The sequence below is a fragment of the Wenyingzhuangia fucanilytica genome (assembly GCF_001697185.1).
Lineage (GTDB): Bacteria > Bacteroidota > Bacteroidia > Flavobacteriales > Flavobacteriaceae > Wenyingzhuangia > Wenyingzhuangia fucanilytica.
Window position 1 is genome coordinate 1944770 of sequence record NZ_CP014224.1, and the last position, 26672, is coordinate 1971441.

The 26672-nt window shown below is 31.1% G+C and carries 21 protein-coding genes; 4 read left to right on the plus strand and 17 right to left on the minus strand.

The window, feature by feature from the left end; genetic code table 11:
* Window positions 1-71: 71 nt before the first annotated feature.
* The 7 genes from hemE to hemA all read right to left on the minus strand — a co-directional run bounded on the left by hemE (window position 72) and on the right by hemA (window position 6896).
* Complete coding sequence (gene hemE / locus AXE80_RS07880; protein ID WP_068826069.1) at window positions 72-1097, minus strand: uroporphyrinogen decarboxylase; 1026 nt, start codon at window positions 1095-1097, stop codon at window positions 72-74.
* 79 nt (window positions 1098-1176) lie between these two features.
* On the minus strand, window positions 1177-1533 hold the full coding sequence (locus tag AXE80_RS07885) for a four helix bundle protein (protein WP_068826070.1): 357 nt from the start codon (window positions 1531-1533) through the stop codon (window positions 1177-1179).
* 33 nt (window positions 1534-1566) lie between these two features.
* On the minus strand, window positions 1567-2856 hold the full coding sequence (hemL, locus tag AXE80_RS07890; protein ID WP_068826072.1) for a glutamate-1-semialdehyde 2,1-aminomutase: 1290 nt from the start codon (window positions 2854-2856) through the stop codon (window positions 1567-1569).
* Window positions 2857-2921: 65 nt separating this feature from the next.
* Window positions 2922-3890 (minus strand): porphobilinogen synthase, encoded by a 969-nt coding sequence (hemB, locus tag AXE80_RS07895; RefSeq protein ID WP_068826074.1) that lies wholly within the window; start codon window positions 3888-3890, stop codon window positions 2922-2924.
* Between the two features lie 76 nt (window positions 3891-3966).
* A complete protein-coding gene (locus tag AXE80_RS07900) occupies window positions 3967-4611 on the minus strand; it encodes a uroporphyrinogen-III synthase (protein ID WP_068826076.1) in 645 nt (214 codons plus the stop codon).
* Window positions 4612-4722: 111 nt separating this feature from the next.
* Complete coding sequence (hemC, locus tag AXE80_RS07905; RefSeq protein ID WP_068826078.1) at window positions 4723-5643, minus strand: hydroxymethylbilane synthase; 921 nt, start codon at window positions 5641-5643, stop codon at window positions 4723-4725.
* Entirely contained in the window at window positions 5640-6896 is a 1257-nt protein-coding gene (gene hemA / locus AXE80_RS07910; RefSeq protein ID WP_068826080.1) for a glutamyl-tRNA reductase, read from the minus strand. The genes hemC and hemA overlap by 4 nt, the downstream gene beginning before the upstream one ends.
* A 256-nt stretch (window positions 6897-7152) precedes the next feature.
* On the opposite strand from hemA, the gene AXE80_RS07915 reads away from it, so the two are divergent.
* From AXE80_RS07915 to AXE80_RS07930, 4 genes are read left to right on the plus strand one after another with little or no spacing between them, the layout of a single operon-like run.
* Complete coding sequence (locus AXE80_RS07915) at window positions 7153-8058, plus strand: helix-turn-helix domain-containing protein (RefSeq protein ID WP_068826082.1); 906 nt, start codon at window positions 7153-7155, stop codon at window positions 8056-8058.
* Window positions 8058-8579 (plus strand): TrmH family RNA methyltransferase, encoded by a 522-nt coding sequence (locus AXE80_RS07920; RefSeq protein ID WP_068826084.1) that lies wholly within the window; start codon window positions 8058-8060, stop codon window positions 8577-8579. The genes AXE80_RS07915 and AXE80_RS07920 overlap by 1 nt, the downstream gene beginning before the upstream one ends.
* Entirely contained in the window at window positions 8579-9595 is a 1017-nt protein-coding gene (hemH, locus tag AXE80_RS07925; RefSeq protein WP_068826086.1) for a ferrochelatase, read from the plus strand. Before AXE80_RS07920 ends, hemH begins: the two co-directional genes overlap by 1 nt.
* 4 nt (window positions 9596-9599) lie before the next feature.
* Window positions 9600-10151, plus strand: coding sequence for a CopD family protein (locus AXE80_RS07930; protein WP_068828780.1), 552 nt, complete (start codon window positions 9600-9602; stop codon window positions 10149-10151).
* A gap of 35 nt (window positions 10152-10186) precedes the next feature.
* Here the strand turns inward: AXE80_RS07930 and AXE80_RS07935 are convergent, their stop codons facing one another.
* From AXE80_RS07935 to AXE80_RS07980, 10 genes are all read right to left on the minus strand, one after another.
* A complete protein-coding gene (locus AXE80_RS07935) occupies window positions 10187-11320 on the minus strand; it encodes a glycosyltransferase family 2 protein (protein WP_068826088.1) in 1134 nt (377 codons plus the stop codon).
* A 56-nt stretch (window positions 11321-11376) separates the two neighbouring features.
* The gene (locus tag AXE80_RS07940) at window positions 11377-12438 is read right to left on the minus strand and encodes a substrate-binding domain-containing protein (protein ID WP_068826090.1); all 1062 of its coding nucleotides are present in this window, start codon (window positions 12436-12438) and stop codon (window positions 11377-11379) included.
* Window positions 12439-12546: 108 nt separating this feature from the next.
* Entirely contained in the window at window positions 12547-13941 is a 1395-nt protein-coding gene (gene uxaC, locus AXE80_RS07945; protein WP_068826092.1) for a glucuronate isomerase, read from the minus strand.
* Between the two features lie 295 nt (window positions 13942-14236).
* Window positions 14237-15799: a sulfatase family protein gene (locus AXE80_RS07950; protein WP_068826094.1), complete on the minus strand. Its 1563-nt coding sequence runs from the start codon at window positions 15797-15799 to the stop codon at window positions 14237-14239.
* 85 nt (window positions 15800-15884) lie between these two features.
* The gene (locus AXE80_RS07955; protein WP_068826096.1) at window positions 15885-17786 is read right to left on the minus strand and encodes an alpha-1,3-galactosidase-related protein; all 1902 of its coding nucleotides are present in this window, start codon (window positions 17784-17786) and stop codon (window positions 15885-15887) included.
* A 144-nt stretch (window positions 17787-17930) separates the two neighbouring features.
* Window positions 17931-20276, minus strand: a complete 2346-nt coding sequence (locus AXE80_RS07960) for a glycoside hydrolase family 2 protein (protein WP_068826098.1) — start codon at window positions 20274-20276, stop codon at window positions 17931-17933.
* 17 nt (window positions 20277-20293) lie between these two features.
* Window positions 20294-21781, minus strand: a complete 1488-nt coding sequence (locus tag AXE80_RS07965; RefSeq protein ID WP_068826100.1) for a sulfatase family protein — start codon at window positions 21779-21781, stop codon at window positions 20294-20296.
* Window positions 21782-21791: 10 nt separating this feature from the next.
* A complete protein-coding gene (locus AXE80_RS07970) occupies window positions 21792-23204 on the minus strand; it encodes an arylsulfatase (protein WP_068826102.1) in 1413 nt (470 codons plus the stop codon).
* Window positions 23205-23208: 4 nt separating this feature from the next.
* Entirely contained in the window at window positions 23209-24573 is a 1365-nt protein-coding gene (locus AXE80_RS07975; RefSeq protein WP_068826104.1) for a sulfatase, read from the minus strand.
* 211 nt (window positions 24574-24784) lie between these two features.
* The gene (locus tag AXE80_RS07980) at window positions 24785-26605 is read right to left on the minus strand and encodes a right-handed parallel beta-helix repeat-containing protein (protein WP_068826106.1); all 1821 of its coding nucleotides are present in this window, start codon (window positions 26603-26605) and stop codon (window positions 24785-24787) included.
* Window positions 26606-26672: the final 67 nt, after the last annotated feature.

Consider the following 26672-nt stretch of genomic DNA (forward strand, 5'->3'; position numbering starts at 1 on the left):
GTACTTGGTCGTTGGACTTTTGATACAATTTTCAAACGACCAAAAGCCAAGCGTACCAAATATCAACTACCTTATACTCCGTATTCCTTAACCGCATCAATAAACGCTTTGGCATTGTCTAAACCAATATTTGGTAAAATACCGTGCCCTAAGTTTACAATATATTTGTCTTTACCAAAAGCATCTATCATAGTAGTTACTTGCTTTTTAATTTCTGCTGGTGGAGAGAACAAACGAGTTGGATCAAAATTACCTTGTAAAGTAATGTTTCCTCCTGTTAATTTTCTTGCCCACTCTGGAGTAATTGTCCAATCTACTCCTAAAGCAGATGCGTTAGATTTAGACATGTCTTCTAAAGCAAACCAACATCCTTTTCCAAAAGCAATTACAGGTGCATCGTCTTTTAAAGCTTCTATAATTTGGTTGATGTATTGCCAAGAAAATTCTTGATAATCTGTTGGAGATAACATTCCTCCCCAAGAATCAAAAACTTGTACAGCGTTTACTCCTGCTTCTACTTTCTTTTTAAGATATGCAATAGTAGTATCTGTAATTTTTTGCAATAAGGCATGGGCAGCTAAAGGTTGTGTAAAACAAAACTCTTTGGCCATATCAAAATTCTTTGATCCTTGTCCTTGAATACAGTAACATAAAATTGTCCATGGAGAACCTGCAAAACCAATCAATGGAATTTCATCGTTCAACATTTCTTTTGTCAATTTAATGGCATCCATTACATATCCTAAAGTTTCATCAATGTCTGGAACAATTACGTTTTCTACATCTTGCATGGTACGGATTGGATTTGGCAACCAAGGTCCAACTCCTGCTTTCATTTCCACCTCAATATTCATTGCTTGTGGAATCACTAAAATATCCGAAAACAAAATAGCCGCATCCATTCCATATCTACGAATAGGTTGTACGGTAATTTCTGCTGCCAACTCTGGTGTTTGACAACGTGTAAAAAAATCGTATTTCTTTTTTATTTCCTGAAACTCTGGCAAGTATCTCCCTGCTTGTCTCATCATCCAAACTGGAGGTCTCTCTACAGTTTCGCCTTTTAAGGCTCTTAGGTATAGGTCGTTTTTTATCATATTGATGTAGTTGGTAGTTGGTAGTTGGAGTTGGTTATTGGATATCTTTATCCAAACACTTGCTCTTAATACCTGACTACTATTTTTGTAAATATTTATTAAAACCTGATAACTTTCTTTGAATCATTTGTAGATTATTTATCAAATTTTCAAAATCTTCTTTGCTTATATATTCTAATTCAAGTGCTATTATTAATTGTGTTTCTAACTCAAAAGCAGAACCCAATGCTATGTTAATAAATCTTGAAAAATCTTTATTACTATTTCTTCCAGCTCCCTCGGCTATATTTGAAGGTATAGATACAGATGCTCTACATATCTGAGAAGTAATTCCGTAGACTTCCTCTCTAGGAAAGTTTCGAGTTATTTTATAAACCTGAATACTTAAATCTTTTGATTCTTTCCAAATTTCTAATTCTCTAAAATTATGATGCATCTTGTAAAATTATAATTATTGATGTCTCTCCAATTACAAACTACCAACTACCAACATCGATTTGTCTATCGCTTCCTCCAACTTTTTTAATTCTTTAATAGTAATGGTAGTTGATAAAAACCAAGCTTCGAACTGACTTGGTGGTAAAAACACACCGTTTTCTATCATTGCCCAAAAGAATTTTGCAAACTTATCTGTATCTGATGTCTGTGCATCAGCAAAATTGGTCACTTCTTTATTGGTAAAAAATGGATTGATCATAGATCCAAATCTATTCACTTTTAAATCTACTCCATATTTTTTAGCAGAAGACAATAATACTTCCTCTAACTTTTCTGCAACAGTATTAAACTTTTCATATGGATTTTGATTTTTCAACTCCGTTAAAGTTGAAATTCCTGCTGCCATCGCAATAGGGTTTCCTGATAAAGTTCCTGCTTGGTACATTCCTCCTAATGGGGCTACATTTTCCATAATTTCGTTACGAGCCCCGTAGGCTCCTACAGGAAAACCACCACCAATAACTTTTCCTAAACAAGTAATATCTGCTTCTACTCCAACCAATTCTTGTGCTCCTCCAAATTTAGAACGGAAACCTGTCATTACCTCATCACAAATTAATAAAGCATTTTTTTCTTTAGTTAAAGCTCTTAATCCTTTGATAAAATCATCTGTAGGCTGTACCACTCCCATATTTCCTGTTACTGGCTCTAAAATCACCCCAGCAATATCATCATGCTTATCAAAATGAGCTTTTACACTTTCTAAATTATTATACTCAGCAATCAACGTATTTTCTACAGATTGCGCAGGTACTCCTTTAGAACCTGGTAAACTTAAGGTTGCCAAACCAGAACCCGCTGCCACCAACATGGCATCCATATGCCCGTGATAACAACCTGAAAACTTAATGATTTTATCTTTTCCTGTATGCGCTCTTGCCAAACGAATAGCACTCAACACAGCCTCTGTACCAGAATTTACAAAACGAACTTTATCCATTCCTGGAAAAGCATCGCAAACTATTTTAGCCAACTTAATTTCTGCATTGGTAGAAGCTCCAAATGAAGTTCCTTTTTTTATAGCTTTAGTAACTGCCTTTTCTACCTTTTTGTTTCTATGACCCAAAATCATAGGACCATAAGACAGTACCAAATCTATGTATTTGTTTCCATCTACATCTTTAATATAAGCTCCTTTGGCTTTATCTATAAACAAAGGATTTCCACCAACCGATGCAAATGCTCTAACAGGAGAGTTTACAGCTCCTACTAAGTTTTCACATCCTTTTTTGTATAATTTTTCTGAGTTTTTTGTGTTCATTCTTTATGTATTTGGTATTGGGTATTTGGTAATTAGACCCTCGTCCAACTACTAACTACCAACATCTAATTTTTCTGCTTTAAAATTCTAGCTACTTCCTTGGCAAAATAGGTGATGATGATATTTGCTCCGGCTCTTTTCATAGATAACAGAGATTCCATCATGACACGCTCTCCATCAATCCAACCTTTTTCTGCTGCTGCTTTTACCATGGCATATTCTCCACTTACATTGTAACATGCTATAGGTCTATCAAAATCTTCTTTTAAATCTCTAATAATATCTAAATAAGAAAGTGCTGGTTTTACCATTAAAATATCTGCTCCTTCTTCGTCATCAAAAGACGCTTCTCTGTGTCCTTCTAACCTGTTAGATGGATCCATTTGATAAGTTCTTCTATCTCCAAAAGACGGTGTAGAATCTGCCGCTTCTCTAAAAGGTCCATAAAATGCTGATGCATATTTAACAGAATATCCCATAATTGGAATGTTTGGAAAACCTGAATTGTCTAAGGCTTCTCTCATAGTAGCAATGGTTCCATCCATCATTCCTGATGGAGCTACCATATCCACCCCTGCTTTGGCATGAGAAATAGTTTGTTTGGCAATGTTTACCAAAGTAGCATCGTTATCAACATCATGATCGTGAATGATTCCACAATGTCCGTGACTTGTGTATTCACAAAAACAAACATCTGTAATTACATACAAACTAGGGTAATTCTTTTTTATAAAACGAACCGCTTGTTGCATTATTCCGTTATCATTCCACGTTTCTGTACCTTCATCATCTTTTTCTGATGGAATTCCGAATAACAAAACTGCTGGTATATTTAAAGAAACTACCTCATCTAATTCTTTAGAAATGGTATCTAATGAAAAACGAAAAATACCTGGCATAGAACTAATTTCTTTTTCTATGTTTTCTCCTTCTTCAATAAATAAAGGATACACCAAATCATCAACCGTTAGCTGATTTTCTCTAACCAATCTTCTGATTCCTTCTGTTTTTCTTAACCTTCTTGTTCTGTTCATTTCTTAGTAGTTAGTACATAGTTGTTAGTACAGAGACCTTTATTGCTATGTAATTTATTACTCTTAGTACTCTGTACTATATTATCTCTTTTAATTTTTCTATTACAGATTCTACCGAGGTTTCCTCTGCCATATATACTTCTTCAAAACTATTTAATGCTTCGGTTGCTGTAGTTACTCCTATGCAAATAGCAATGGTATTGCAATTGTTTTTTGCTTTTACATAACTACTAACCCCACTTGGGCTATAAAACAAAACAGCGTTAAAGTTTTCATCAAAAGTATGTTCACAAAATTCTGTTTTGTAAACTATATATTCAGTTACCAATACTCCATTTTCTGCCATTACATTAGGCAAATCATTATTGCGAAGATTTCCACAATAAAAATGAATGTCTTCTATTTTTTTAGCAACTAAAATCTCTGTTAATGCTAAAGCATTATTTGCAACATCTTGTACTTGAACTCCAAAACTCTCTAATAAAGACTTTGTTTTTAAGCCAACACAATATACGTTTTGAAAATGTTCAACTTTATTTTTGTTTTTCTCAAACACAGACTTTACCGCATTAGCACTAGTAAAAACCGCATGTGAAATACATTCATCTACTTTAAAATTTTCTCCAAAAGAAATAGAAATCATCGCTTTTTCTACAACTGAAAAACCGGATAGCAATTCTTTTTGACTAGGAGTTAATATTTTGGTTGATAGAATTTTCATTTGTTATTTAAACTCACTTCTCGATACAATTTTTCGTACCTCAAAATTACTCGAAGTGACAAAACTACTTGGATTCAATATTTCTTAATACTTTGTACTCATTACTGAATACTACTTCTTAATCACTTTTTTAATTTCTTTCATCAACACATCACCTCCATTTGCTAAAATTTCTTGAGCACATTGCTTTCCTAAATCTTTAGCGTCTTTTAAATCTGCTATTCTAAAAACGCCTTTTTGCTCTTTTCCATCAATAGCACTTAATAAACCTTTAAAGGTAACTTTATCTGCAACAATTTCGGCATTTCCTCCGATAGGTGCAGTACAACCACCTTCTAAAGTTCTCATAAAATCACGTTCTATACCTACACAAAGTGCGGTTTCTTCATGGTGAATTTTAGCACAAGCCTCTAAAACTTCTGTATCGTTTTCTAAAGCAGTAATCATAATAGCTCCTTGTGCAGGCGCTGGAATCATCCAGTCTAACACCAAATGATTTTCTGGTAACAAATTAATACGTTCTAATCCTGCTTTGGCAAAAATAGCTCCGTTCCAAGGATTATCTTCTAGCTTTTGTAAACGAGTGTTTACATTACCTCGTAAATCTGTTAAATTGTGAGTAGGGTATTTGTGTAACCACTGTGCTGTTCTACGCAAACTACCTGTAGCAATAGTAGCTCCATCTGCAATCAACTCTTCTTCTGTTCCTTTGTAAACAACAACATCGTGTACATCTGCACGTTCTAAAACAGCAGCTTGTACAATGGTTTCTGGTAATTGTGTAGGAACATCTTTTAAAGAATGAACAGCAATAGCTATCTGTCCTCGTAGCATGGCAACATCTAAAGTTTTGGTAAAAACTCCCATGCTCCCAATTTGATGTAAAGGAATATCTAAAATTTCATCACCTATAGATGATAGTTCAACAATTTCTGTTTTGTAACCTAATGCTTGAAGTTTACCTTGTACTAAATGAGCTTGCCATAAAGCCAATTCACTATTTCTTGTACCTATTCTAATAACTTTACTCATTCTTGAGTTTCTAATGAAGTATTAAATATTTTACTAACCACCTCTATACTTTGATTAACAGATGTATTCTCATCTTTTAAATGTTTAACAAACTGTGTGGTTATTTTCTGAATAATTCTAGAGGTAATGATTTCTGCATGTTCTTCATTAAACCCATCTAAACGTTTTTTGTGTAAATCTAATTCATCATGCTGAATAGCCATTAAAGACTCTTTTAAAGCAGCGACTGCCGGAGTGAATTTTCTATGCATTACCCACTCATTAAAATCTTGCTTATGTTTATCAATAATAAGCATTGCCTTAGGGATTTCTGCAGTACGCTTAGCTAAAGTTTTATCTGTAATTTTAGATAATTGATCTACATTTACCAACGTAATATTCTCAAAAGATTTTAAAGCTTTATCTACATTCTCTGGCATAGACAAATCTAAAATCAATAAATTTTTATCTTTTTTGATGTTTTTGGTTGTAATGGTAGGCATATCAGAACCTGTAGAAACAATTAACACATCTGCATCATCAATTTCAACATCTAAATTTTCAAAAGTATTGATCGCTATATTTTGATGTACCTCTGAAAACTCAATCGCCTTAGCGTGTGTTCTATTGATTAAATGAATGTTATTGTTCTCTGTATATTCCAATAAATTTTTACAGGCATTTTTACCAATTTCTCCCAAACCATAAACCAATACTCTTTTAGAATTGTAGTTTTCTACATTTTCTATTATGTATTGTGTTGCTGCATAGGCTACAGAAGTAGTTCCAGAACTTAATTCTGTTTGGTTTTTAACCTCTTTACTTGCCTGTAATACAGAATTCATTAATCTTTCTAAGTAAGTATTAATGGTTCCGTATTTTTGTGCTGTTTGATATGCTTGTTTTAGTTGCCCTACAATTTCGTAATCTCCTAAAATTTGACTTTCTAAACCAGTTCCAATTTTAAATAGATGTTGAATAGCTTCTGAAGCTTTGTAAATATTAGAATATTTTACAAACTCTTCTACTGTACCGTTAGAATGTTCGCACAGTAAACTAATTAATTCAAAGGGGTGTTTTGCAAACCCTGTAATCTCTGTTCTATTACAAGTAGAAACTACCATCACTCCATCAATTCCCTTAGACTTAGCATCTTTTAGTAAATCTATTTGCTTTTGCTTAGACAAACTAAAAGCACTACGTGTCTCCACATCTGCCTTTTTATAACTAAGCCCTACATTGTAAAGTTTAGTTCCTATTTGTTCAGTTCTCATATGTTTGCATACCATAAGTATCGACAAAAGTACCACCAATAATCTTTTAAAAACATCGACAAAAGAACTAATAACAACCCTATAAGGTATCTCTCCTAATTTAAAACACATCTAAATAACCAAAACCATAAGTTTTATTGATGTTTATATTGTTAAAAAATATGATATCTATCATAAAAACATTATTTATAATCTCTTATTTTGCCATAATTAATTTAATTTTGTCACGCACAACAATAAAAATAGCGATAAAAAGATGATACATTTTGATCCCACAAAATATAAAAACATCGACAAAAGTACTAAGATACTTATTGATGAAAAACATTTGTTTTCGTTATTAATTTTAGACAACTATCAATCTGAAAAACAACACTATAGATTTGAAACTGAGCGAAACTACATTCAGTTATTCTTTAATTTAAAAAACACCTCTAAGGTTGCTTTTAATATGGAGCACTGTGCTGTGGAATTGCAAAAAAATGAATCTAGCATGGTATATTTTAAGGATGATAAAATGAATATTTTGTTTGAGATGGGAGAAGAATCTCAAATGATAGTCATGCTTGTGCCTGTACAATATTTTCATTCTTTATTTAGTGATGAAAATAATTACTTATTAAACTATAATAATTTTGTTGTAGGTAAACCTATTATAGAAACCAAAACCACTACTCCTTCTCAACAAGTAGTATTACATCAAATTATTAGCAAACAAGATAATTCTCCATTAGGAAACTTGTTTTTAAAAGCAAAAGTGTTTGAATTGTTTAGTCTTTATTTTAGCAATGTTGAAGATAACAACAATGAAAATTGTCCTTTTATGGCTAACGAAGATACATTAAGTCAGCTAAAAAAAGTAAAAGACATTATTATAGAAAATATGGCCGATCCTCCATCATTAGAAGAATTATCTAAAACGGTTGGCTTAAATATTAAAAAACTAAAACAAGGATTTAAAGAGGTTTATGGAGCTCCTGTTTTTACATTTTTACTAAACTATAAATTAGAGTTTGCTAAAAAATTACTAACCGAAAATCAGTTAAACGTAAACGAAATTGGAAATAAAGTAGGCTACAGCAATTCAAGTCATTTTATTGCGGCTTTTAAAAGAAAATTTGGAATTACACCTAAACAATTTACCAAACAAAACAATGCTTAATGGAACAGTTAGACCACAGTAAAACTGTAAATAATTTTATTGATTTTCCATTAATTGTGATTGGAGAAGAATTAAGAACTCCACAAAATGTGGGAATGGGCTTAAGAGTTTCTGAAGCTTTTGGAGTAAAAACTTTTTACCTAAACGATAACTCTCCTAACACAGATAACAGGTTAGTACAACGAACGGCTAGAAATACTGAAAAAAATATTGAGATTATTAGTTATCATGACATTATCTCATTAATCACCTCTTTAAAAAAAGAGGGTTATACTATTATCGCATTAGAAATTACTGATAAAAGTAAAAACATACATCAATACAATTTTAGTACACATCAAAAAATAGCTTTGTTAATTGGTTCTGAAAGATTTGGAATTAATCAAGAAGCATTAAATCTTTGTGAAGAAAGTATACATATTCCTATGTATGGCAAAAATTCCTCTATGAATGTAATTAACAGTCTTAGTGTGAGTTTGTATGAAATCACAAAACAATTAATACATAAAAGAATTTCATAATGAAAGGAATATTACTTGTTAACCTAGGTTCTCCTGACAGCACATCTGTAAAAGATGTAAAAAATTATTTAGACGAGTTTTTAATGGATGAACGTGTGATTGACACTCCATATTTAACTAGATGTTTATTAGTTAAAGGAATTATTTTAAACACAAGGCCTAAACAATCTGCAGAAGCATATAGCAAAGTTTGGACAGAAGATGGATCTCCTTTAATTGTCATTTCTGAAAAATTTACTGCAAAAATTAAAAAACAAGTGGATGCTCCTGTGGCACTTGCCATGCGTTACGGAAAACCCTCTATAGAAACAGGGATCACAGAGTTGGCTAACCAAGGAGTTACAGATATTTTGTTAGTACCTATGTATCCACAATTTGCCATGGCCACTACTGAAACTATAGTTGTTTTAGCAGAAAAAATTATACGAGATAAATTCCCAAACATCAATTTAAGCTCTTTACCTGCATTTTATCATAAACAGGACTATATTGATGTATTATCTAAAAGTATTCAAGAAACTTTGGAAAAAGAAGAATATGATCATCTCTTATTTTCATATCACGGAGTACCAGAAAGACATATCAAAAATTCTGATGTTACCGGAAACCACTGTAAATTAAACGGAGAATGTTGTAATACTAAATCTGACGCACATGAGTTTTGTTATAGACATCAGTGCTATGCCACAACTCAAGGAGTTGTAGAAAAACTGAATTTAAAACCTGGATTTTACAGCACTTCTTTCCAATCTAGACTAGGAAAAGATCCTTGGTTACAACCCTACACGGATGTAACCATAAATGATAGAGCTCAAAATGGAATAAAAAAACTAGCAGTTGTAACTCCTGCCTTTGTTGCTGATTGTTTAGAAACCATAGAAGAGATTGGTATGGAAGCCAAACATGAGTTTGAGGAAAATACTGGAGAAAAATTCACCACCATTCCTTGTTTAAACGACAGAGATGACTGGGTTGAAATAGTGAGTAATTGGCTAAATGAATGGTTAAATAAATAAAATGATGGAATACCTATACGTAAAATCTTTACACATAATTTTTGTAGTTACCTGGTTTGCTGGTTTGTTTTACATTGTACGCCTTTTTATTTATCATACAGAAGCAGAAGAAAAAGAAGAACCTACTAGGGCTATTTTACAAAAGCAGTATAAATTAATGGAAAAACGCTTATGGTATATAATTACTTGGCCATCGGCAATTTTAGCCAGTTTATTTGCCTTTTATTTGTTGTATTTATTACCTCATTATTTAGAACAACCATGGATGTGGGTAAAACTATCATTTGTATTAGCACTATACTTATACCACTATATATGCCATAGAATTTTTGAACAATTACAAAACAATGTTTGTAAATACAGTACCATGCAGTTGCGTTTATGGAACGAAGTAGCCACTGTTATTTTATTTGCTGTTGTATTTTTAGTTGTATTAAAAAATGCTATAGGATGGATTTGGGGTGTAATAGGAATCTTACTATTCTCTATTACCTTAATGATGATGGTAAAACTATACAAAAGACTTAGAGCCAAAAAAGATTGGGAAAAACAATAAATTTAAAAAAGCGACTATTAAAATGGTCGCTTTTTTTAGTTTAAGAAAATTACTTCTCCTCTTCCATCAGTAGTGTTACTACCAATTAAAAAATCTGTATTTTCTGGTAAAATTTTAAATAAAACTTTACTAAACCTATGAGTTCCTATTTGATTGATAATTTCTTTATAGGTTAAAGCTCCTTCTTCAAACCAAATTTCTTCTATCTCGTACTCTCTAATATATTCCTCTAACTTTATCAATTCTTGCGTTGGAACCTGAATAACTTTCTTTTTAAGCTGAAAATTAGCTGTAATATCTCTATCTCCAACAAAAAGAATTCTATCAGTATCATTTACAACAATAGAGGTGTTACTTAGCTTAAAGTATTTTATTAAAAAAACAATCTTGATTCCACATCTCATTAAAAGAAAATCTAAGGTAGTTAGTTTAAAATGCTTTTCATAAAATATTTTCATTGCCCCATAAAAGTGACGTAAGTATTTAACATCTTTTCTGGTACTTTCTCCTTTGTAATGTATTACTACAGATTTACCATAGTAATAATTTGTGTAACCTGACTGTGTTAGTTTGTAGCTTAAATCAATATCCTCACCATACATAAAGTAATCTTCATCAAACCCACCTACTTCTATATATCGATCTTTTTTCATCAACATAAAAGCCCCTACTAAAACCTCTATTTTTCCTATCCCGTCTTTTGTTAAATAGGTAGAATAATATCCACTTTTGTTAATCCCTATCATTCTTTCAAAAGAAGTTTTAGGCCTAGGCAATCCTCTTTTACTTTCTGGTAAAAAGTTCCCAGTACCATCAATAAGTCTAACACCTAAAGCACCTAAATTTTCTTGCTCATCAGCAAATGGCAATATTTGATCAAAAAGAGTTTCTCCTACTACTGTATCAGGATTTAAAATCAATACATATTCCCCTTTAGCAATAGCAACTCCTTGATTATTGGCTTTAGAAAAACCAACATTTTCTTTATTCTCTATTAAAATGACTTCTGGAAATAGGTCTTTTACCATTTGACAACTTGTGTCTTTAGACACGTTATCAACCACAATAATTTCTCCGTCAATATTTTTTAACGCCTTTTTTACACTATATAAACATAGCTCTAAAAAATAACGAACATTATAATTAACAATAACAACAGATACTTTCATTTAACTTGGTAAAAATTATTTTTTGACCTTAAAAGATTCGAAGATAAAAAGATTCGTTACAAAACATCACTTGAATCTTCAAAATTTTCTTTAACTATTATCTCTATGGGAATATCAATATTCAAGGAAATAGAGTCGTCTTGGGTGATTTTTTGAAAAATTTTCATCAATGCTTGGTACCCTTGTAACTCTGGTTTTTGATTAATTAAGTACTGAATATTTTCATTCTTTAATTCTTCAACATTTTTTTCATTTAAATCAAAACCAACTATTTTAATATTTTTTAATCCTTTGCTTTTTATATAATTTGAAAAAAGATAAGATCTTGAGTTGGTTATAAAAACTCCTTTTGTTGTTTTAGAGTTTAGCAAATTATTTAAGACGGTATTGTTCTCTAAATTTTGATCTATAGTATGAACTATTGTATGTATGTTGATTTTTGGGTTCTTTTGTTCTAAAAACTCTTTAAAAGCCAACTCCCTAACTTTTTGATTACCTTGATATTCTGATTTTTGAAGAAAAGTTAAAGCTATAAAATCTCCACTATCACCTACACAGTTATACAACAACCTACCTGCTACTCTACCTGATTTTATTGAATTTTGACATATAAAATTGGCATTAGTAACATTGTTGTTTTTATTATCTATAAATACAAGTTCTTTTTTATTTTCCGTACAATAAGCAACTAATTGATTAGATATTTCATCAAATAAACTAACTGTAATTACTCCATTGTATTCATCATTAAATACTGGAGATAATAAATTTTTGTATTCCTTAATATCATCAGATCTAAAACTAATAAAATCTACTTCTACCCCTAAATTATTTAACTCGTTTAAAGCTTTTTTAACACCATTTTTAGGAAGTGACCAATAGCTAACTTTAGAATTTCCTTTTGGTAAAATAACTGCTATTTTTATTTTTTTTCCTGCAGATAGTTTTAACCTACTTGCTACATTATTCTTTACATAACCTGTTTTTTTTATAACCTCTAAAACTCTTTCTTTTGTTTTAATTGAAACCCCAGTTCTATTATTAAGCACTCTATCTACAGTACCAATAGAAGTGTTTGATAACTTTGCTATTTCTTTTATTCCTACAGGTTTTTCCATCTTAATGTTTAAGATTAATTGTTCTACAAAGAAATTAAATTTTAAATATAAAAAAGCTTGCTAAATAGATTAAATAGCAAGCTTTTTTTGGAGTGATGAAATTAATATTTAAAAATTTAAATACCCTTTTACATTATTGTAACAAATATCTTTTAAGATTTTTGTCAACCAAGGGATGTCATTTGGCAACTCTCCCGTTTGGATTTTCCCTCCAAAATAGTTACATAACAACCTTCTAAAATATTCATGCCTTGGATAAGATAAGAAACTTCTAGAATCGGTTAACATTCCTATAAAACAAGAAATTAACCCTAAACTAGATAAGGCATCAAAATGATCTTCAATCCCTTTCTTTTGATCTAAAAACCACCAAGAAGCCCCATACTGAACTTTCCCCTTCATGGTTCCTTCATTAAAGTTTCCAACCATCGCTGCAAAAACATAATTATCGGCAGGGTTTAAATTATAAATAATCGTTTTCCCTAATTTATCTTCTTTACTTAAACGATTTAAGAATTTTGACAAACTTTGGGCTTGAGGAAAATCACCAATAGAATCCCAACCAGTATCAGGTCCTAGAATACTTAATTTTCTTGAATTATTATTTCTTAATGCTCCTAAGTGTAATTGCTGTACCCAACCTTTTTCGTGATATTTTTCGAATAAAATTACTAGAATAGCAGATTTATATTCTTCAATTTCCTTGGCTGTTAAAATCTTATTTTCTTTCCTTTTCTTAAAAATTGTATCTACAGACTTTAAACTAAAATCTGCTGCACAAACATTTTCTAAACCATGATCTGAAATTCTACATCCTTTTTCATTAAAAAAATCAATTCTTCCCCCTATAAAGTCAATCAAATCATAAATAGAGCTAATATCCTTTTTAAATATTTCTTCTGATTTTTCCATATAATCAAGAAAACCTTCACTCTCTATATTCATAAACCCATCTGGTCTAAAAGAAGCGGTTACCTTAAAAGAATTTCCTTGTGCTTTAATGGTATCATGGTAGGCCATATCATACAGAGGATCATCCGTAGTACAAATATGTTCAACATTCATTTTTTTTATCAACCCTTGTGTGCTAAACTCGGGTAATCGTAATTTTTCTGATGTTTGCTCATAAATACTTGCATGATTTTTTTCTGTAAGCAATTCGTCAATATCAAAATAGCGTTTCATTTCCAAATGCGTCCAATGATAAAGAGGATTTAACACTGCATAAGGAACGGTATGAGCCCATTTTTTAAACTTTTCTTCGTCCGAAGTATTTCCTGTAATATACTTTTCATCAACCCCTAAAGTTCTCATAGCTCTCCATTTATAATGATCTCCTTTTAACCAAGCTTGAGAAATATTTTGAAAAGAAGTATTATTGGCTATTTCATCTGGAGGTAAATGACAGTGGTAATCTATTATAGGTAAATCTTTTACTGCATTGTATAACTCAACTGCCTTATCATTCTGAAGTAAAAACTGATCGTTGATAAAGTTCTTCATCTATATATTTTATTTGGAAATCAAAATCCGTTAACGTTAACAAATATATTTGATTTTATCTGTAATTCAAATAAATCTATAGTATTAATCATAAAAACGGTTTTACTGTAATAACTATTTAAACTCTTATTCCATTTTATATAATAGGTAGCATTTAATTTTTCATTATCATTATGACAAACAAAAAAGCCTTATAAACATATCGTTTATAAGGCTTATACCTCATTTAAAATGAGAGCTTCGGAGTAAGTATAATTCTATTATAGTTAATCTTTTTGAAGTAAATCCAAAATGTTTATCTCAATTTTAATTGTTGAATTTTTTGATAATCATTTCCTCTTAACTCTTCAAAAACACCTAATAATTCTTTAAGTTTATTTGGGTATGATTTTGCTAAATTATTTTGTTGTCCAACGTCTTTCTTTAGATCATACAATTGATAATCTTTAGAGTTTCCAAATTCTATTCCCACTTTTTCACTAAAAGCTGGACCTTTATAAGGAGGAATCATTAACCAATCTCCACTTCTTAAAGCTGTTCTAGAGGTTGCTTCAATAATTAAATTATCTCTACCCTTTGTAGTTTCTCCCATAAAGGTTGATAATAAATTTTGACTATCTAACCCTTCTTCTACTTTTGCTCCTGTTAAATTAGCTAAAGAAGACAATAAATCCATTTGACAAACAACAGCATCAGAAACCATTGGTTTTATTGTTCCTTTCCAGGTAACACTAAAAGGAACTCTTACACCAGCTTCGAACAAACTATACTTTCCTCCTCTTAAATCACCTGCTGGTTTATGATTTCCTAATTTTTCAACTGCATCATCATAATATCCATCATTTAACACAGGTCCATTATCACTAGAAAAAACAATTAATGTGTTTTCTAACATTCCTTCTTGTTCTAAAGTTTTCATAAACTCTCCAATACACCAATCAGCTTCTAAAATAACATCTCCTCTTGGTCCTAAACCAGATTTTCCTGCAAATCTTGGGTGTGGAATTCTTGGCACATGTGGTTGTTGCATTGCATAGTATAGAAAAAATGGTTTTTCTTTATGTGTTTTTACATAGTTTTTCGCTTTGGCTAAAAAGTGATCTGCCATATCAGTGTCAACCCATTTTGCAGCTTCTCCACCTTTCATAAATCCAATTCTAGGAACCCCATTTACAATACTATTATTATGTCCATGGTGCCATTTCATTGTTAACATTTCTGGATGATCTATAGCTGTTGGTTCTCCTTCAAAATTATTTTTATAATCAACAGAAATTGGGTCTTTAGGATCAAGTCCAACAACATTTCCGTTCTCTATATACACTGTAGGAACTCGGTCTTGTGTTGCTGCAAGTATATAAGAAGAATCAAAACCAACCTCATTTGGTCCAGGTTTAATTTGTTCGTTCCAATTAACATAACCAGTACCTAAACCTAAATGCCATTTTCCTATAATAGCAGTATCATAGCCTTTACTTTTTAACATTTTAGGTAATGTTTGTTGTTCTGTACCAATAATTAAAGGTGCTGTTCCTGGTAAAATTTTAGCATCTTTATTTCTCCACGGATACACTCCTGTTAACAATGCATAACGACTTGGAGTACAAGTGGCTGAAGAAGCATAACCGTTTGTAAATTTTACTCCTTGATTGATTAAATTATCAATATTTGGAGTTTCCAATTCTGTGGCTCCATAAGCACTAACATCACCATATCCTAAGTCATCTAAATAGATGACCACTACATTAGGTTTTGTTTTATTTATTACTTTTTTTTCTTCTTTATTGGATTTGCACGAAACCATGCTACCAACAGCCAAAATGGCTAAACTAGACAGAAAGATGTTTCTTAAATTCATTTTATATATTTTAATTTTAAACTGGATATTTATTTTACGAGTTAGTATCAAAACAGATGGTAGTAATGACTTTTTTATTTATCTATTATTTAAATTTCAACTTTGGTAATAGATTGTCTTTTACTAAAATTTGTTTTGCTTTTCCTTTGTACTTATTCTTTTTAAAGGTGATATTCTTTGATGTTTTAACAGTTATTGCAGGGTTTTCTGGATGCAATATTTTAAAAGTTCCTGAATTACTAATTGTATTTTTAGAAAAAATTAATCCATCTGTATTGGCAACCTCTAAGATTAAATTATCAAATTGATTAAAGGTGTTATTGATAATACTAATATTTTTAAACGCAATATTTTCATTATCATCATCAGTAACAAAACGAATCACTCCTCTGTTCTGACCACTATGTGTACAGTCTTGAAAAGTATTATTTTCTATTAAAATATTAGCTCCATTACCTGATTCGTACCAATGTCCACTTTCTACAGGAATTAAAATAGCTTCCATTTCTGTACTAAAAAAGTTATTTCTTACAATTGTTTTTAAGGGATTAGATATTAATAACCCTCTTGCTCTATTATTACTAATGGTACAATTTTCTACTAACAAATCTGGATATGCATCTAAATTTTCAATTAAATCCCCTGTCTTAATTTCTTTAGGTAGTTCTTCATTAAAAGTTATAATTTGGTATCGTCCGTTAATGAATTGAACCTCTTTAATAGTTAATTTGTGATACGGAAAAAATGAATCACTCAATCTAACCAAACCAATAAGATCTTCTTCTTTTCCTATTTGAAAACCTTGTTGTTGCGAATGTCCCATTCTAACCCCTATTTTATTCCCTCCCAAAACATCAACAATTTTTTGATAGGTTCCGTGAACGTTCATCGCATCGTCTAACTGATTTTGAAAAGTGGAATTTCTCAATACTATTTTTCCTCTACACCCTACAAAATGTGTAGCATCAGCAGTTGCAGATACCATTCTACCATGAGAGGGAGTGATATTAAAATTATCTAAAATTAAATCTGATGAATTTTCTGCAATAATCCCCATTCCACCAGCGTGATGAATATTTACATTGGTTCCATTAAAGCCATCAGTATTTGTTACTCTAAAGGCCGGGGCCAATCTATTTACACTTTGATCTCCTTTTGCCGTTAAAATCATTCCTACAGGAGGTAACTTTTTTTTGTGGTTAAAAACCCTTACCAAACCTGGTTTTAACTCCTTTACTATTAGATTATTTTCTTTTCCATAATCTTTAAACAACTTTCCTCTATCATCTACTTCGTACTTGTATTTAATTTTATCTAGATTTCTAGAAACATTATTTTTTCTAATAGTTGTTAGGTTTGTATAACTTTCGGTATCAAACATAATTGCCTCTCTAATAGGATCATACAATATAGTTTGGCCTAAATTATGTTCGTAAAACTCTTTTATAAAAATCAATTCTCCATTTCTAATTTCATAAGGATATTTATCCGAAATGGTCATATCAAAAGTTTTGTTTTTTTCATCAACAGCTACAATTTTTGTTTCGCTATGAAAAGGAATTTCCCAATCTACAGATACATTTTTAACCGTAACATTTTTAGAACTATTAATTAAAAAAGGAACCATTTTTCCATGAAAAATAAAGGTAGATCCTTGACCATCTATAGTGATGTTTTTAAAATCAAAAATTGGAAAAGCAGTTCTTACCATTACATCGTCATGATTAGAAATGTAACAAAACTTTTCTAGTGCTTTATCAGAATAAAAATGATAGATACCTTTTTCAAATTTAATTTGATTTTCTTGCTCCTTATTTAAATTTAAAATTTTATTTAAAACAGCTGGAGTAGCGTCCTCAGCAATATCTGTTTTAAAAACAATAGGCTCCACAGCTGTTGGTTTAGCAAATGAATTTGTAGTAAATACAAATAGTACTACCCAAAAACTTTTTATCAAACCTAAAATATTCTTTTTAGTATTTTTCATTCTTAATTTTAATTACTTGCCTCTAGCAAAGATTGTTTTTTAATAAAAGATAAATGTTTCCTTTTGTAAATTAATTGTATCTATAAGTAAAAAAGGACTTATTCATAAAGAATAAGTCCTTTTAAAACCCTGTTAATATTACATTTACAGGTTTATCTCATAAGTTTGCTCAATCTTGTTCGATTTTGCAACAATTTTAATTTTACCTTTTTTAGTTCCGATTTTTAACAATCCTGTTGCAATTCCGGCTTCGGCTTTTATCTCTCCTACATTTTGCATGCTTGCATCTCCTTCTATTTCAAAAGTTACCTTTTCTGAATAATCAGGGACAATAGTTCCATTTTCATCAACGGCTGCTACATATACAAATAAAACATCATTTACTCCAGCTTCTGGCTTTTTTCCAGAGGTGTCTATCCAAATTTTTAATGCTGTTGGATTTCCTGGTGTTGTTACTTCATCAATCTTTACTTCTTTTCCATCTACATAACCTACAGCTTTTAAAGTTCCTGCTTTAAAGCTTTTTAAATTGAATGTAAAAGGAGGATGTGACAAATCTGATGAATTTTTATCTGTATCTGGTTTTTGTTTTCCTATTAACTCATCATTTAAGTACAAGGCAAGTTCATCACAATTACTATATACTTTTAGATTTAATGGAGATTTTTTATTCCAATAAGAAGCAATTTTTACTACAGCTCCATCCTCTATATCTCTTTGACTTTGATAAAAATAATAAGCAAATTTTGGCAATCTAAAAATATCCATCAAACCAGATGCTTCTATATCGTTATGATATCCTCTATTATAATCATACATCACCCAATAACTGTCTGAAAAAGCTACTGTATTCTGTAAGTTATCATTATGAGCTTCTTGTACATTGGCTGCTTGTCTTAATAAACGCTCTTCTCCAAATGCACGCTTTTGTCTACTACTAAATTCATCTCGTAAATCGTTCGGTAATTGATCTTGATTTAACCCTGCATTTTTAGAATAATACTCCCAATCTCCATATTCTGAAACTGAATAAGGTTTGTCTTTAAGTTTGTGAGGAGACAATATTCTATGTTGTCTTGCTTGTAAATAAATATCATATACATCGTCCATCCAACCACTAGAGTACACATTTTCTCCAGGGTATTCTGCATGTACAATTCTATCTAACTCCTCCATAAAGAAAACTGGCATTTGCGTTTCGTTAAGAGATACTTCCCATGCCAACACTGATGGGTGATTTCTATCTCTACGAATTAATTGTTCTGCCGATTTGTAACAATACGCTCTAAACTGATCGTTATCTAAGTAGTATTGCCATCCTAAAATAGCATCTAAAACAACCAATCCTAATTCATCACAAGCATCTAAAAAAGATGGTGATTGAGGGTAATGAGATAACCTTATATAATTAAAACCAGCATCTTTTATTTTTTTTGCATCACGATATTGAGCATTATCAGAAAGTGCATAACCCACAAACGGATACTCTTGATGTCTATTTACCCCTCTTAAAAAGGTTTTTTCTCCGTTAATAAACAATTCTTTGTTTTTAAACTCAAATTTTCTAATTCCAAAACGTGTTGTTTCTTGATCTATTATATTTCCATCTACTATTATTGAAGTTTCTAAACTGTATAAATTTGGTTGTTTAGGAGACCATAACTTAGCGTTTGGTAACGTAATATTCATACTAACATCTATATCTTTTCCTGATTGAATAGAAATATCTGATGTTGTTTTGCTTTGTACTTCTTTATTATCAAATAATATTTTTTGGGTGACTTTGATCGTTTTATCACTTGTAAATTCATTAACAACATTAGTCTTAATTGCTATTTCTGATAAGTCTTTAGAAACTTTAGGATAAGTAATAAATACTCCTCCTCCAGCAACTTTATTTGCTATTGCAGGGTGAGAAATATACAATTTGTCCTTAACACTTAACCAAGCGTTTCTGTACAAACCTCCATACATATTAAAATCTAACTTTGCCAAAGGTTTTGGTCCAGTTAGCGGGTTATCTGTATTATTAAGTCTAACAGCAATCGTGTTTGTTTGTCCCTTAACAATATATTTAGTAGCATCAATCACTACTGGTAAATAACCTCCTTTGTGCATAGCTACTTCTACTCCATTAATCCAAATAACAGAATGACTCATTGCCGCCTCAAACTCTACAAACACTTTTTTGTCATCATCTACTAGTGGCAAATCAAAAGATTTTCTATACCAACAGATACCTTGCCATTGATTATTAACTATAAGAGGCTCTAGATGAGCTGTATGAGGCAAGTTTACAGTTTCCCAATTTGAATCATTAAAATCTACATTTTCAAATTGAGCTTCATTATTATCATCTTTATCTAAGAGTTTAAATTTCCATTCAGAATTTATCTTAAAATGAACATTATTGGACTTTTGACATGAAAACAAACAAACCCCAACAAAAAGGCTTAGAATGAATATTTTTATTTTAGATAGTAACTCCATAAGTTTTAAAATAATTGTTAATTTTTATGATACTTTTTGTACAGATTAGAAAAGTGCTTATAACCTATTTCTTCTCCATTTACCATTCTTTGATAGTCTTTAGGATATGTTTTTTTTACCCACTCTACTAGTTCTGGTCCCTTAGTAATAATTGGTTCATAAATATCACTTACAGGTTCCATTTTTTTATCAAAACAAATGGTTTCTTTACGCAGTTTTTTTAGAATTTTAGCATACTTAGGATTGGTTGCTAAATTGTGTAGTTGATAAGGATCGTTTTTTAAATCATATAATTCTTCTACTGGTTTTGAAGGTTCAAAAAATGGTTTTTGATTCTCATTTAACTTTCCTTCTTTATACAGTTTTCTCATTACATGTACTGCTGGTCTATAAAACTCTAAATATGCCTGATGAGCATCATAAGGAACTTCTGGCTTGTCATTTCTAATATAAGACCAATCTGCCGAAGTAACCGCTCTTGATTTCTCTTCAATTTCATCCCATAAATCTCTTGCTCCATATACGTATTCTCTATCAAATTTTTTACTAAAAATTGGTTGACCTGTCATATAATCTGGAACTTTAACTCCTGCATAATCTACAATAGTTGCCGTGATATCTGTAGCAGAAACTACTTGATTGCTAACTTGTCCTGCTTTTATATTCTTAGGATAGTGAATTAACAAAGGAATTCTTAATCCTGGATCTTGTAAATATCCTTTTCCTCTAATGTTACAACGCCCGTTATCTCCAATAAAAATAACGATTGTATTATCTGCCATTCCTTTTTCTTCTAACTCCTTAAAAATCATCCCAACTTCATTGTCCATGTACTCTATTTGATCTAAATACTTAGCCCAGTCTAGTCTAACCGCAGGATGATCTGCCATATATGGAGGCATATTTACTGTTTTAGGATTTACTGGATGCTTAGACTGTTCTCTAACCTCGTTCCACCAAGGACCTCTGTGAGTAACAACACATTGAATTTGAGCAAAGAAAGGTTGATCTTCTTTTTCAAAAGTATCGTACTTATCAAAAAGTCCAAACTTGGTTTTACCATCCCATTCACCAATAGGTTTATTCTTAAAATTCACATCAATTTTTCTACCCTTATTCATTACTCCGTGGTGACCTAAAATAGTAGTATACCCAGCATCTCTTAATAATTTGGTGAAAGGTTTAAATTGAGTATCTAAAGGCACATTCCTGTTACTTCTATGGTTATGTGTGTTTGTTTTTACCTGATGAGTTCCTATCATCATAGAAGATCTACTAGGAGAGCATATAGGATTGGTTACAAAGGCATTATTAAATCTAATTCCTTCGGATGCCATTTTGTTTAAGTTAGGTGTTTTAACATCTGGCAAACCATAACATTCTAAATCTGTACTCATATCTTCTGCCATAATCCAGATGATATTTGGTTTTTCTGATTTATTTTTTTGAGCAAAAATTAAATTTACACTCAATAAAACAGCACTGTATAAAATTATTTTTTTCATAGTTGAATGATTATTTTTTGAAAACTCCTCCTGAAAAAGGAAAATGAGGGTTCACTTTACTTTCTTTTTTTAAAATAGTATTGGCTTTGGCAACTAACTCCGGATGTTCATTAGAAAGATCTGTCGTTTCATACAAATCCTTACTTAAATCATACAACTCTGTATGGTAATTATCCGCATAACGAACTGCTTTCCAATTCCCCATTCTAACAGCTTGTCTAAACCCTTTTACAGATTGCCCTTCTTGAATTTCCCAATACAAAAATTCATGCTTTTGCTTTTGTTCTTTTCCTAACAAATGTGGTAAGAAAGAAATACCATCAATATTACTAGGCGTTTTTGTTTTTGCTACTTCGGCTAATGTTGGCATTACATCATAAAACGCAGCAGGGAAATTAGTGGTTGCTCCTTCTTTTATTTTGTTTTTCCAATAAGCAATTAAAGGAACTCTTACTCCTCCTTCGTACACATCTCTTTTATATCCTTTTAAACCTCCAGAGCTATTAAAGAACTTATAATCATGGTGGTTTTCTGCTGTTGGTCCATTGTCACTAGAAATTAAAATTAAAGTATTTTCTAACTCTCCTCTTTCTTCTAGCTTGTTAAACAATCTTTTAATTTGCTCATCTAACATGGTAATTCTAGCCGCATGTCTTCTTTCTATTTCTGGCCATTCTTCTATTTTATCTTTGTACAAGTCTGTTTTGCTTAAAAAGAATTCATGTGCGTGTGGAATTCTGTAAGACATGTATAAAAAGAATGGTTTTTCTTCTGATTTTTTCTCTAAATAATCTAATGCAAAATTAGTTCTAAACTCATCTAAACATTGGTAATTGTTGTAGTTGTAAAAAATAGAATCTTGATTGTTGTTTACCCAATGTACTCTTTCATCAATTTCTTTTCCGTTTTTATCTTCTCCCCACTGTTCTTGCACAGCATAGTCAAAACCTCTTCCTTTTGCCCAAGTAGAAGTATCTTCTGGTACTCCTAAATGCCATTTTCCAATCATGGCTGTTTGGTAACCTGCATCTTGCAATACTTCTCCAATAGTGATTTCATCTTTTTGTAAAGGCACTCTATCCCACTTTCCGTTTATGGCTCCTTTATTTCCTCTAATACTTAAATGACCTGTGTGTTTACCTGTCATTAAAACAGCTCTAGAAGGAGAACAAACAGAAGTCCCTGCATAAAAATCAGTAAATCGCATTCCCATTTTAACTACTTCATCTAAAAACGGGGTTTTGATTACTTTTTGACCATAAGAACCTAATTCTCCATAACCTAAATCATCCGCCAATAAAATAATAATATTGGGTTTGTCTAACTGCTTTTTTACAACTTGTTTTTTATTTTCTTGTTGCGTATTACAAGCAAATAAACTTGTTAATAAAACTAAAGTTATTCCTAGTTTTAAACTCTTCATGCTACTATTCTTTTAATTGATATAGACCAAAAGCAGGTACGGCTTTCTTTTCCCATTTTGCTAAATCTCTTTTTAACTTTTTCTCCATTTTTAATCCTGTACCAATCAAATCATGTAATTCACTAGGATCTGTTTTAACATTGTACATTTGATATTTTCCTGAATGGTATTTGATGATTTTCCAATCTCCACGAATGATAGAAGTATATTGATCTTCGTAACTTCTAAATCCAAACAAGTTTCTGTCTTTAATGCTTTCTCCTTTTAGTAAAGGCATTAAACTAACTCCTTGAATATTTTTGTTTTTATATTTTTTTCCTGAAGCAATTTCTACAACAGTAGGAAACACATCAATAGACTGAACAGGTACAAAAGATTCGGTATTCGCTTTGGTAATTCCAGGATATTTAATCATAAACGGAACACGTGCTCCTCCTTCTGCTAAAGTATCGCCTCCTTTTTTACCTCCTCTTAAAGGAGCATTGGTATAAGCCCCTCCTTGGTCAGATAACAAAATAATTACGGTATTGTCTTCAATTCCTTTTTCTTTTAAGGCTTTTCTGACCCTTCCCACAGATTCGTCCATAGCTTCTACCATAGCATGATGATCTGCATATTTCCCAGTAATTCCTCTATCTTGATATTTTTTTAACAAATCTTTTCTACCTACAGAAGGTCCGTGTACAGAATAGTACCAAAACGTTAACATAAAGGGTTGTTTTTTATTATAACCGCTAATAAAATCAACAGCTCCATCTGTTAAAACATCTGTTAAATAATCTCCTTTTTTAAAACCTTTCATAAATCCTTTTGGATCTTCTGAAGGTTTAAAGAATGGATAATAATAACTTTTTGGATGTCCTGCATCTGTTACTCCAAACTCGCTATCAAACCCTTGATCTATAGGGTAACGACCTGTATGACCTAAATGCCATTTCCCTATAAAGTGATTGTAGTATCCATATTCCTTAATTTTTTCTGCATAGGTAGTTTCATCTAACGGCAAATAATTTAAAGATGGCATTTGCACAGGGTCTGTTTTCCACATTGCATATTTTGCATCAGGATTTTTAGGATCCAAAGCAATATGCCTTACCATTTGCAAACGAACAGCTTCTTTACCTGTTAATAAAGACAATCTACTAGGACTACATGTAGGGGTAGGAATATAAGCTCTTTGAAAATCTAAACTTTCTTTTTTTAGCTGATCTAAATTTGGGGTTTCAAAAGAACTATTTCTATAACCTATGTCTGCCCAACCATAATCATCTACAAACAACAGCACAATGTTGGGTTGAGTTCCTGATTTTTGAGCATAACTATTGACTACACCAAAGACTAATAAACCAAATAAGATATATTTTTTCATTATAAAATTTTAATAACATCATTTAATTACTACGAAATAAGCCAAAAAACATTTTTATAATGTATCTAACTGTTAAAAAAATGTTCCTCTGTGTATAGTTTGCTATATTCCAGTCTTTTTATACAGTATAAGCTTTATAAAAAACAAAAGACTTTACTTAAAAAAGTAAAGTCTTTATTTTAGTTTTAAAAAAATTAGGGAGGTATTAATACTATTTTTTAGAAAGTCCTTTGTTTTTACTTACACTTAAATTACTAACATCATCTGATGTTTTTACAACCAAAGGCCAACTAAAGTTTTTAAAACTATTCTTTTTTATAGAAACATCTTCGCAGTAAATTAAATCTACTGAAGGTAATTTAGAACCTTCTGGGTAATCGGTACTAAATGTAATTCTATTGCCTTGAATATTTAATTGACTTACAGACATTGCATGTGCTAATAAACCATTATAACTTTTTATGGTATTATTAGTGAAATTAATATTTCTATGATATTTTTCAGTTCCTAAATGTTGCTTAGGTGTAAACATTGGCCCAATAAATAATGGATAATGTTCACCCGTACCGTATCCTATATTTTCAAAAGTATTATTAGTGATGGTGATGTCTTTTACTGCTCCGGACTCATACCATTTATTATTATCTCCTTCAATTAAAATACCATGCATTTGTGATGAGAAATAATTATTCTCTATCACTACCTTACCTTTTGTAGTAATTAAAGCGCCTCTAGCTCTATTGTCTCTAATAGTATTGTTACTCATGTATAGATCTGGATTCCATGTCAAATTTTCAAAAGACAAAAGTCCTTTTGGCATTTCTTTTGGCACTTGAGCAACCGTTAATAAAAACCTTTTTTCATTTAATTTTTGAGTTTTGGTAACTGTAGTTTCATAAAGAGGTAATATGGTTTCTCTAGAAATTAATGCCACCTTATCTCCTGGCTCAGAGAAAACAATTCCCGCTTGCTGTACATGACTAATCTCACACAAAAAGGTATTATCTCCCAAATACTTCTCCACTTTTACATAAGCACCATGCACATTAATTCCATCATCCATCATGTGTTCTAGTAAAGAGTTTTCCACTTTAATCATCCCTTTACATCCTAAAAAATGTGTAGCATCTGCTCTTGTTGAAAAAAATCTATCCTCACGAGAGGTAACGATGAATTTATCAACCGTAATATTCTCACATCTTTCGGCAATTAAAGCCATTCCTCCTGCAGCATATACAGTTACATTTTCTATAAAACTATCTTTAGATTCTGACAAATGTATGGCTTGTGCAAATCTATTTCCTCCTGGAGTAGGACCATATGTTGCAAAAACAGTTCCTATAGGTGGGGTTACTTCGGTATAATTAATAAACTTTGCCGTTTTATTATCTAATTTTTCTACTTTAGACTTATTAGAACTTCCTTTTAAATAATAATTTTTGGTATGCCAAATAGGAGCCCTTGTTTTAGAATCAAAAGCAATGTTTTGACCTATGACATCTTGCCAATCGTAATGATTAAATAATATTTCATTATTCTTTACTTCAAAGCCAAACTTTCCGTTGTTTACCTCTACTACAAAAGAATTTTCTTTACTATTATTTTCAATAACCTTTAACTCATTCACAAAAGAATGTTCCCAGTCAATTTTAAAGTTTTTTAACGTTGTGTTTTCTGAGTTTTCTACAACAATAGGACATATTTTTCCGTGAAAATTAAAAGTAGAACCATTACCATCTATAGTAAAATCTTGAAATCCATAAATAGGAAAAGCAATATGTTTTAAACTATTATCATGATTGGTTACTGCTCTATATTCTTCATAGGCATTCTCTGGATAAAATTCGTACTTCCCTTTTGGAAAAAATAAGGTAACCTCCTTTTTTCCTTTTAGTGATGTTATTAATCTATAAACTTCTAAAGTTACATCCTTCCCTGGTTTAATTCCATAATCGGAAACATTAATAGTTTGCGCATTCCCATAGAAAACAAACATAAAAAGCAAGAAGCAAAGTGTTTGTAATTTCATCATTTAATTCTATATTTTATTGATTACGCAACAAATCTAGTAGAGATTAATAAGGTTTAAGTATCTCTAA

Coding starts and splice junctions, on each gene's coding strand:
- AXE80_RS07885 (WP_068826070.1), bottom strand. CDS start 1,533: ATGCATCATAATTTTAGAGAATTAGAAATTTGGAAAGAATCAAAAGAT.
- hemA (WP_068826080.1), bottom strand. CDS start 6,896: ATGAGAACTGAACAAATAGGAACTAAACTTTACAATGTAGGGCTTAGT.
- AXE80_RS07900 (WP_068826076.1), bottom strand. CDS start 4,611: ATGAAAATTCTATCAACCAAAATATTAACTCCTAGTCAAAAAGAATTG.
- AXE80_RS07915 (WP_068826082.1), top strand. CDS start 7,153: ATGATACATTTTGATCCCACAAAATATAAAAACATCGACAAAAGTACT.
- hemH (WP_068826086.1), top strand. CDS start 8,579: ATGAAAGGAATATTACTTGTTAACCTAGGTTCTCCTGACAGCACATCT.
- AXE80_RS07935 (WP_068826088.1), bottom strand. CDS start 11,320: ATGAAAGTATCTGTTGTTATTGTTAATTATAATGTTCGTTATTTTTTA.
- AXE80_RS07940 (WP_068826090.1), bottom strand. CDS start 12,438: ATGGAAAAACCTGTAGGAATAAAAGAAATAGCAAAGTTATCAAACACT.
- hemC (WP_068826078.1), bottom strand. CDS start 5,643: ATGAGTAAAGTTATTAGAATAGGTACAAGAAATAGTGAATTGGCTTTA.
- AXE80_RS07980 (WP_068826106.1), bottom strand. CDS start 26,605: ATGATGAAATTACAAACACTTTGCTTCTTGCTTTTTATGTTTGTTTTC.
- AXE80_RS07955 (WP_068826096.1), bottom strand. CDS start 17,786: ATGAAAAATACTAAAAAGAATATTTTAGGTTTGATAAAAAGTTTTTGG.
- hemB (WP_068826074.1), bottom strand. CDS start 3,890: ATGAACAGAACAAGAAGGTTAAGAAAAACAGAAGGAATCAGAAGATTG.
- AXE80_RS07965 (WP_068826100.1), bottom strand. CDS start 21,781: ATGAAAAAAATAATTTTATACAGTGCTGTTTTATTGAGTGTAAATTTA.
- uxaC (WP_068826092.1), bottom strand. CDS start 13,941: ATGAAGAACTTTATCAACGATCAGTTTTTACTTCAGAATGATAAGGCA.
- AXE80_RS07975 (WP_068826104.1), bottom strand. CDS start 24,573: ATGAAAAAATATATCTTATTTGGTTTATTAGTCTTTGGTGTAGTCAAT.
- AXE80_RS07950 (WP_068826094.1), bottom strand. CDS start 15,799: ATGAATTTAAGAAACATCTTTCTGTCTAGTTTAGCCATTTTGGCTGTT.
- AXE80_RS07920 (WP_068826084.1), top strand. CDS start 8,058: ATGGAACAGTTAGACCACAGTAAAACTGTAAATAATTTTATTGATTTT.
- hemE (WP_068826069.1), bottom strand. CDS start 1,097: ATGATAAAAAACGACCTATACCTAAGAGCCTTAAAAGGCGAAACTGTA.
- AXE80_RS07970 (WP_068826102.1), bottom strand. CDS start 23,204: ATGAAGAGTTTAAAACTAGGAATAACTTTAGTTTTATTAACAAGTTTA.
- AXE80_RS07930 (WP_068828780.1), top strand. CDS start 9,600: ATGGAATACCTATACGTAAAATCTTTACACATAATTTTTGTAGTTACC.
- AXE80_RS07960 (WP_068826098.1), bottom strand. CDS start 20,276: ATGGAGTTACTATCTAAAATAAAAATATTCATTCTAAGCCTTTTTGTT.
- hemL (WP_068826072.1), bottom strand. CDS start 2,856: ATGAACACAAAAAACTCAGAAAAATTATACAAAAAAGGATGTGAAAAC.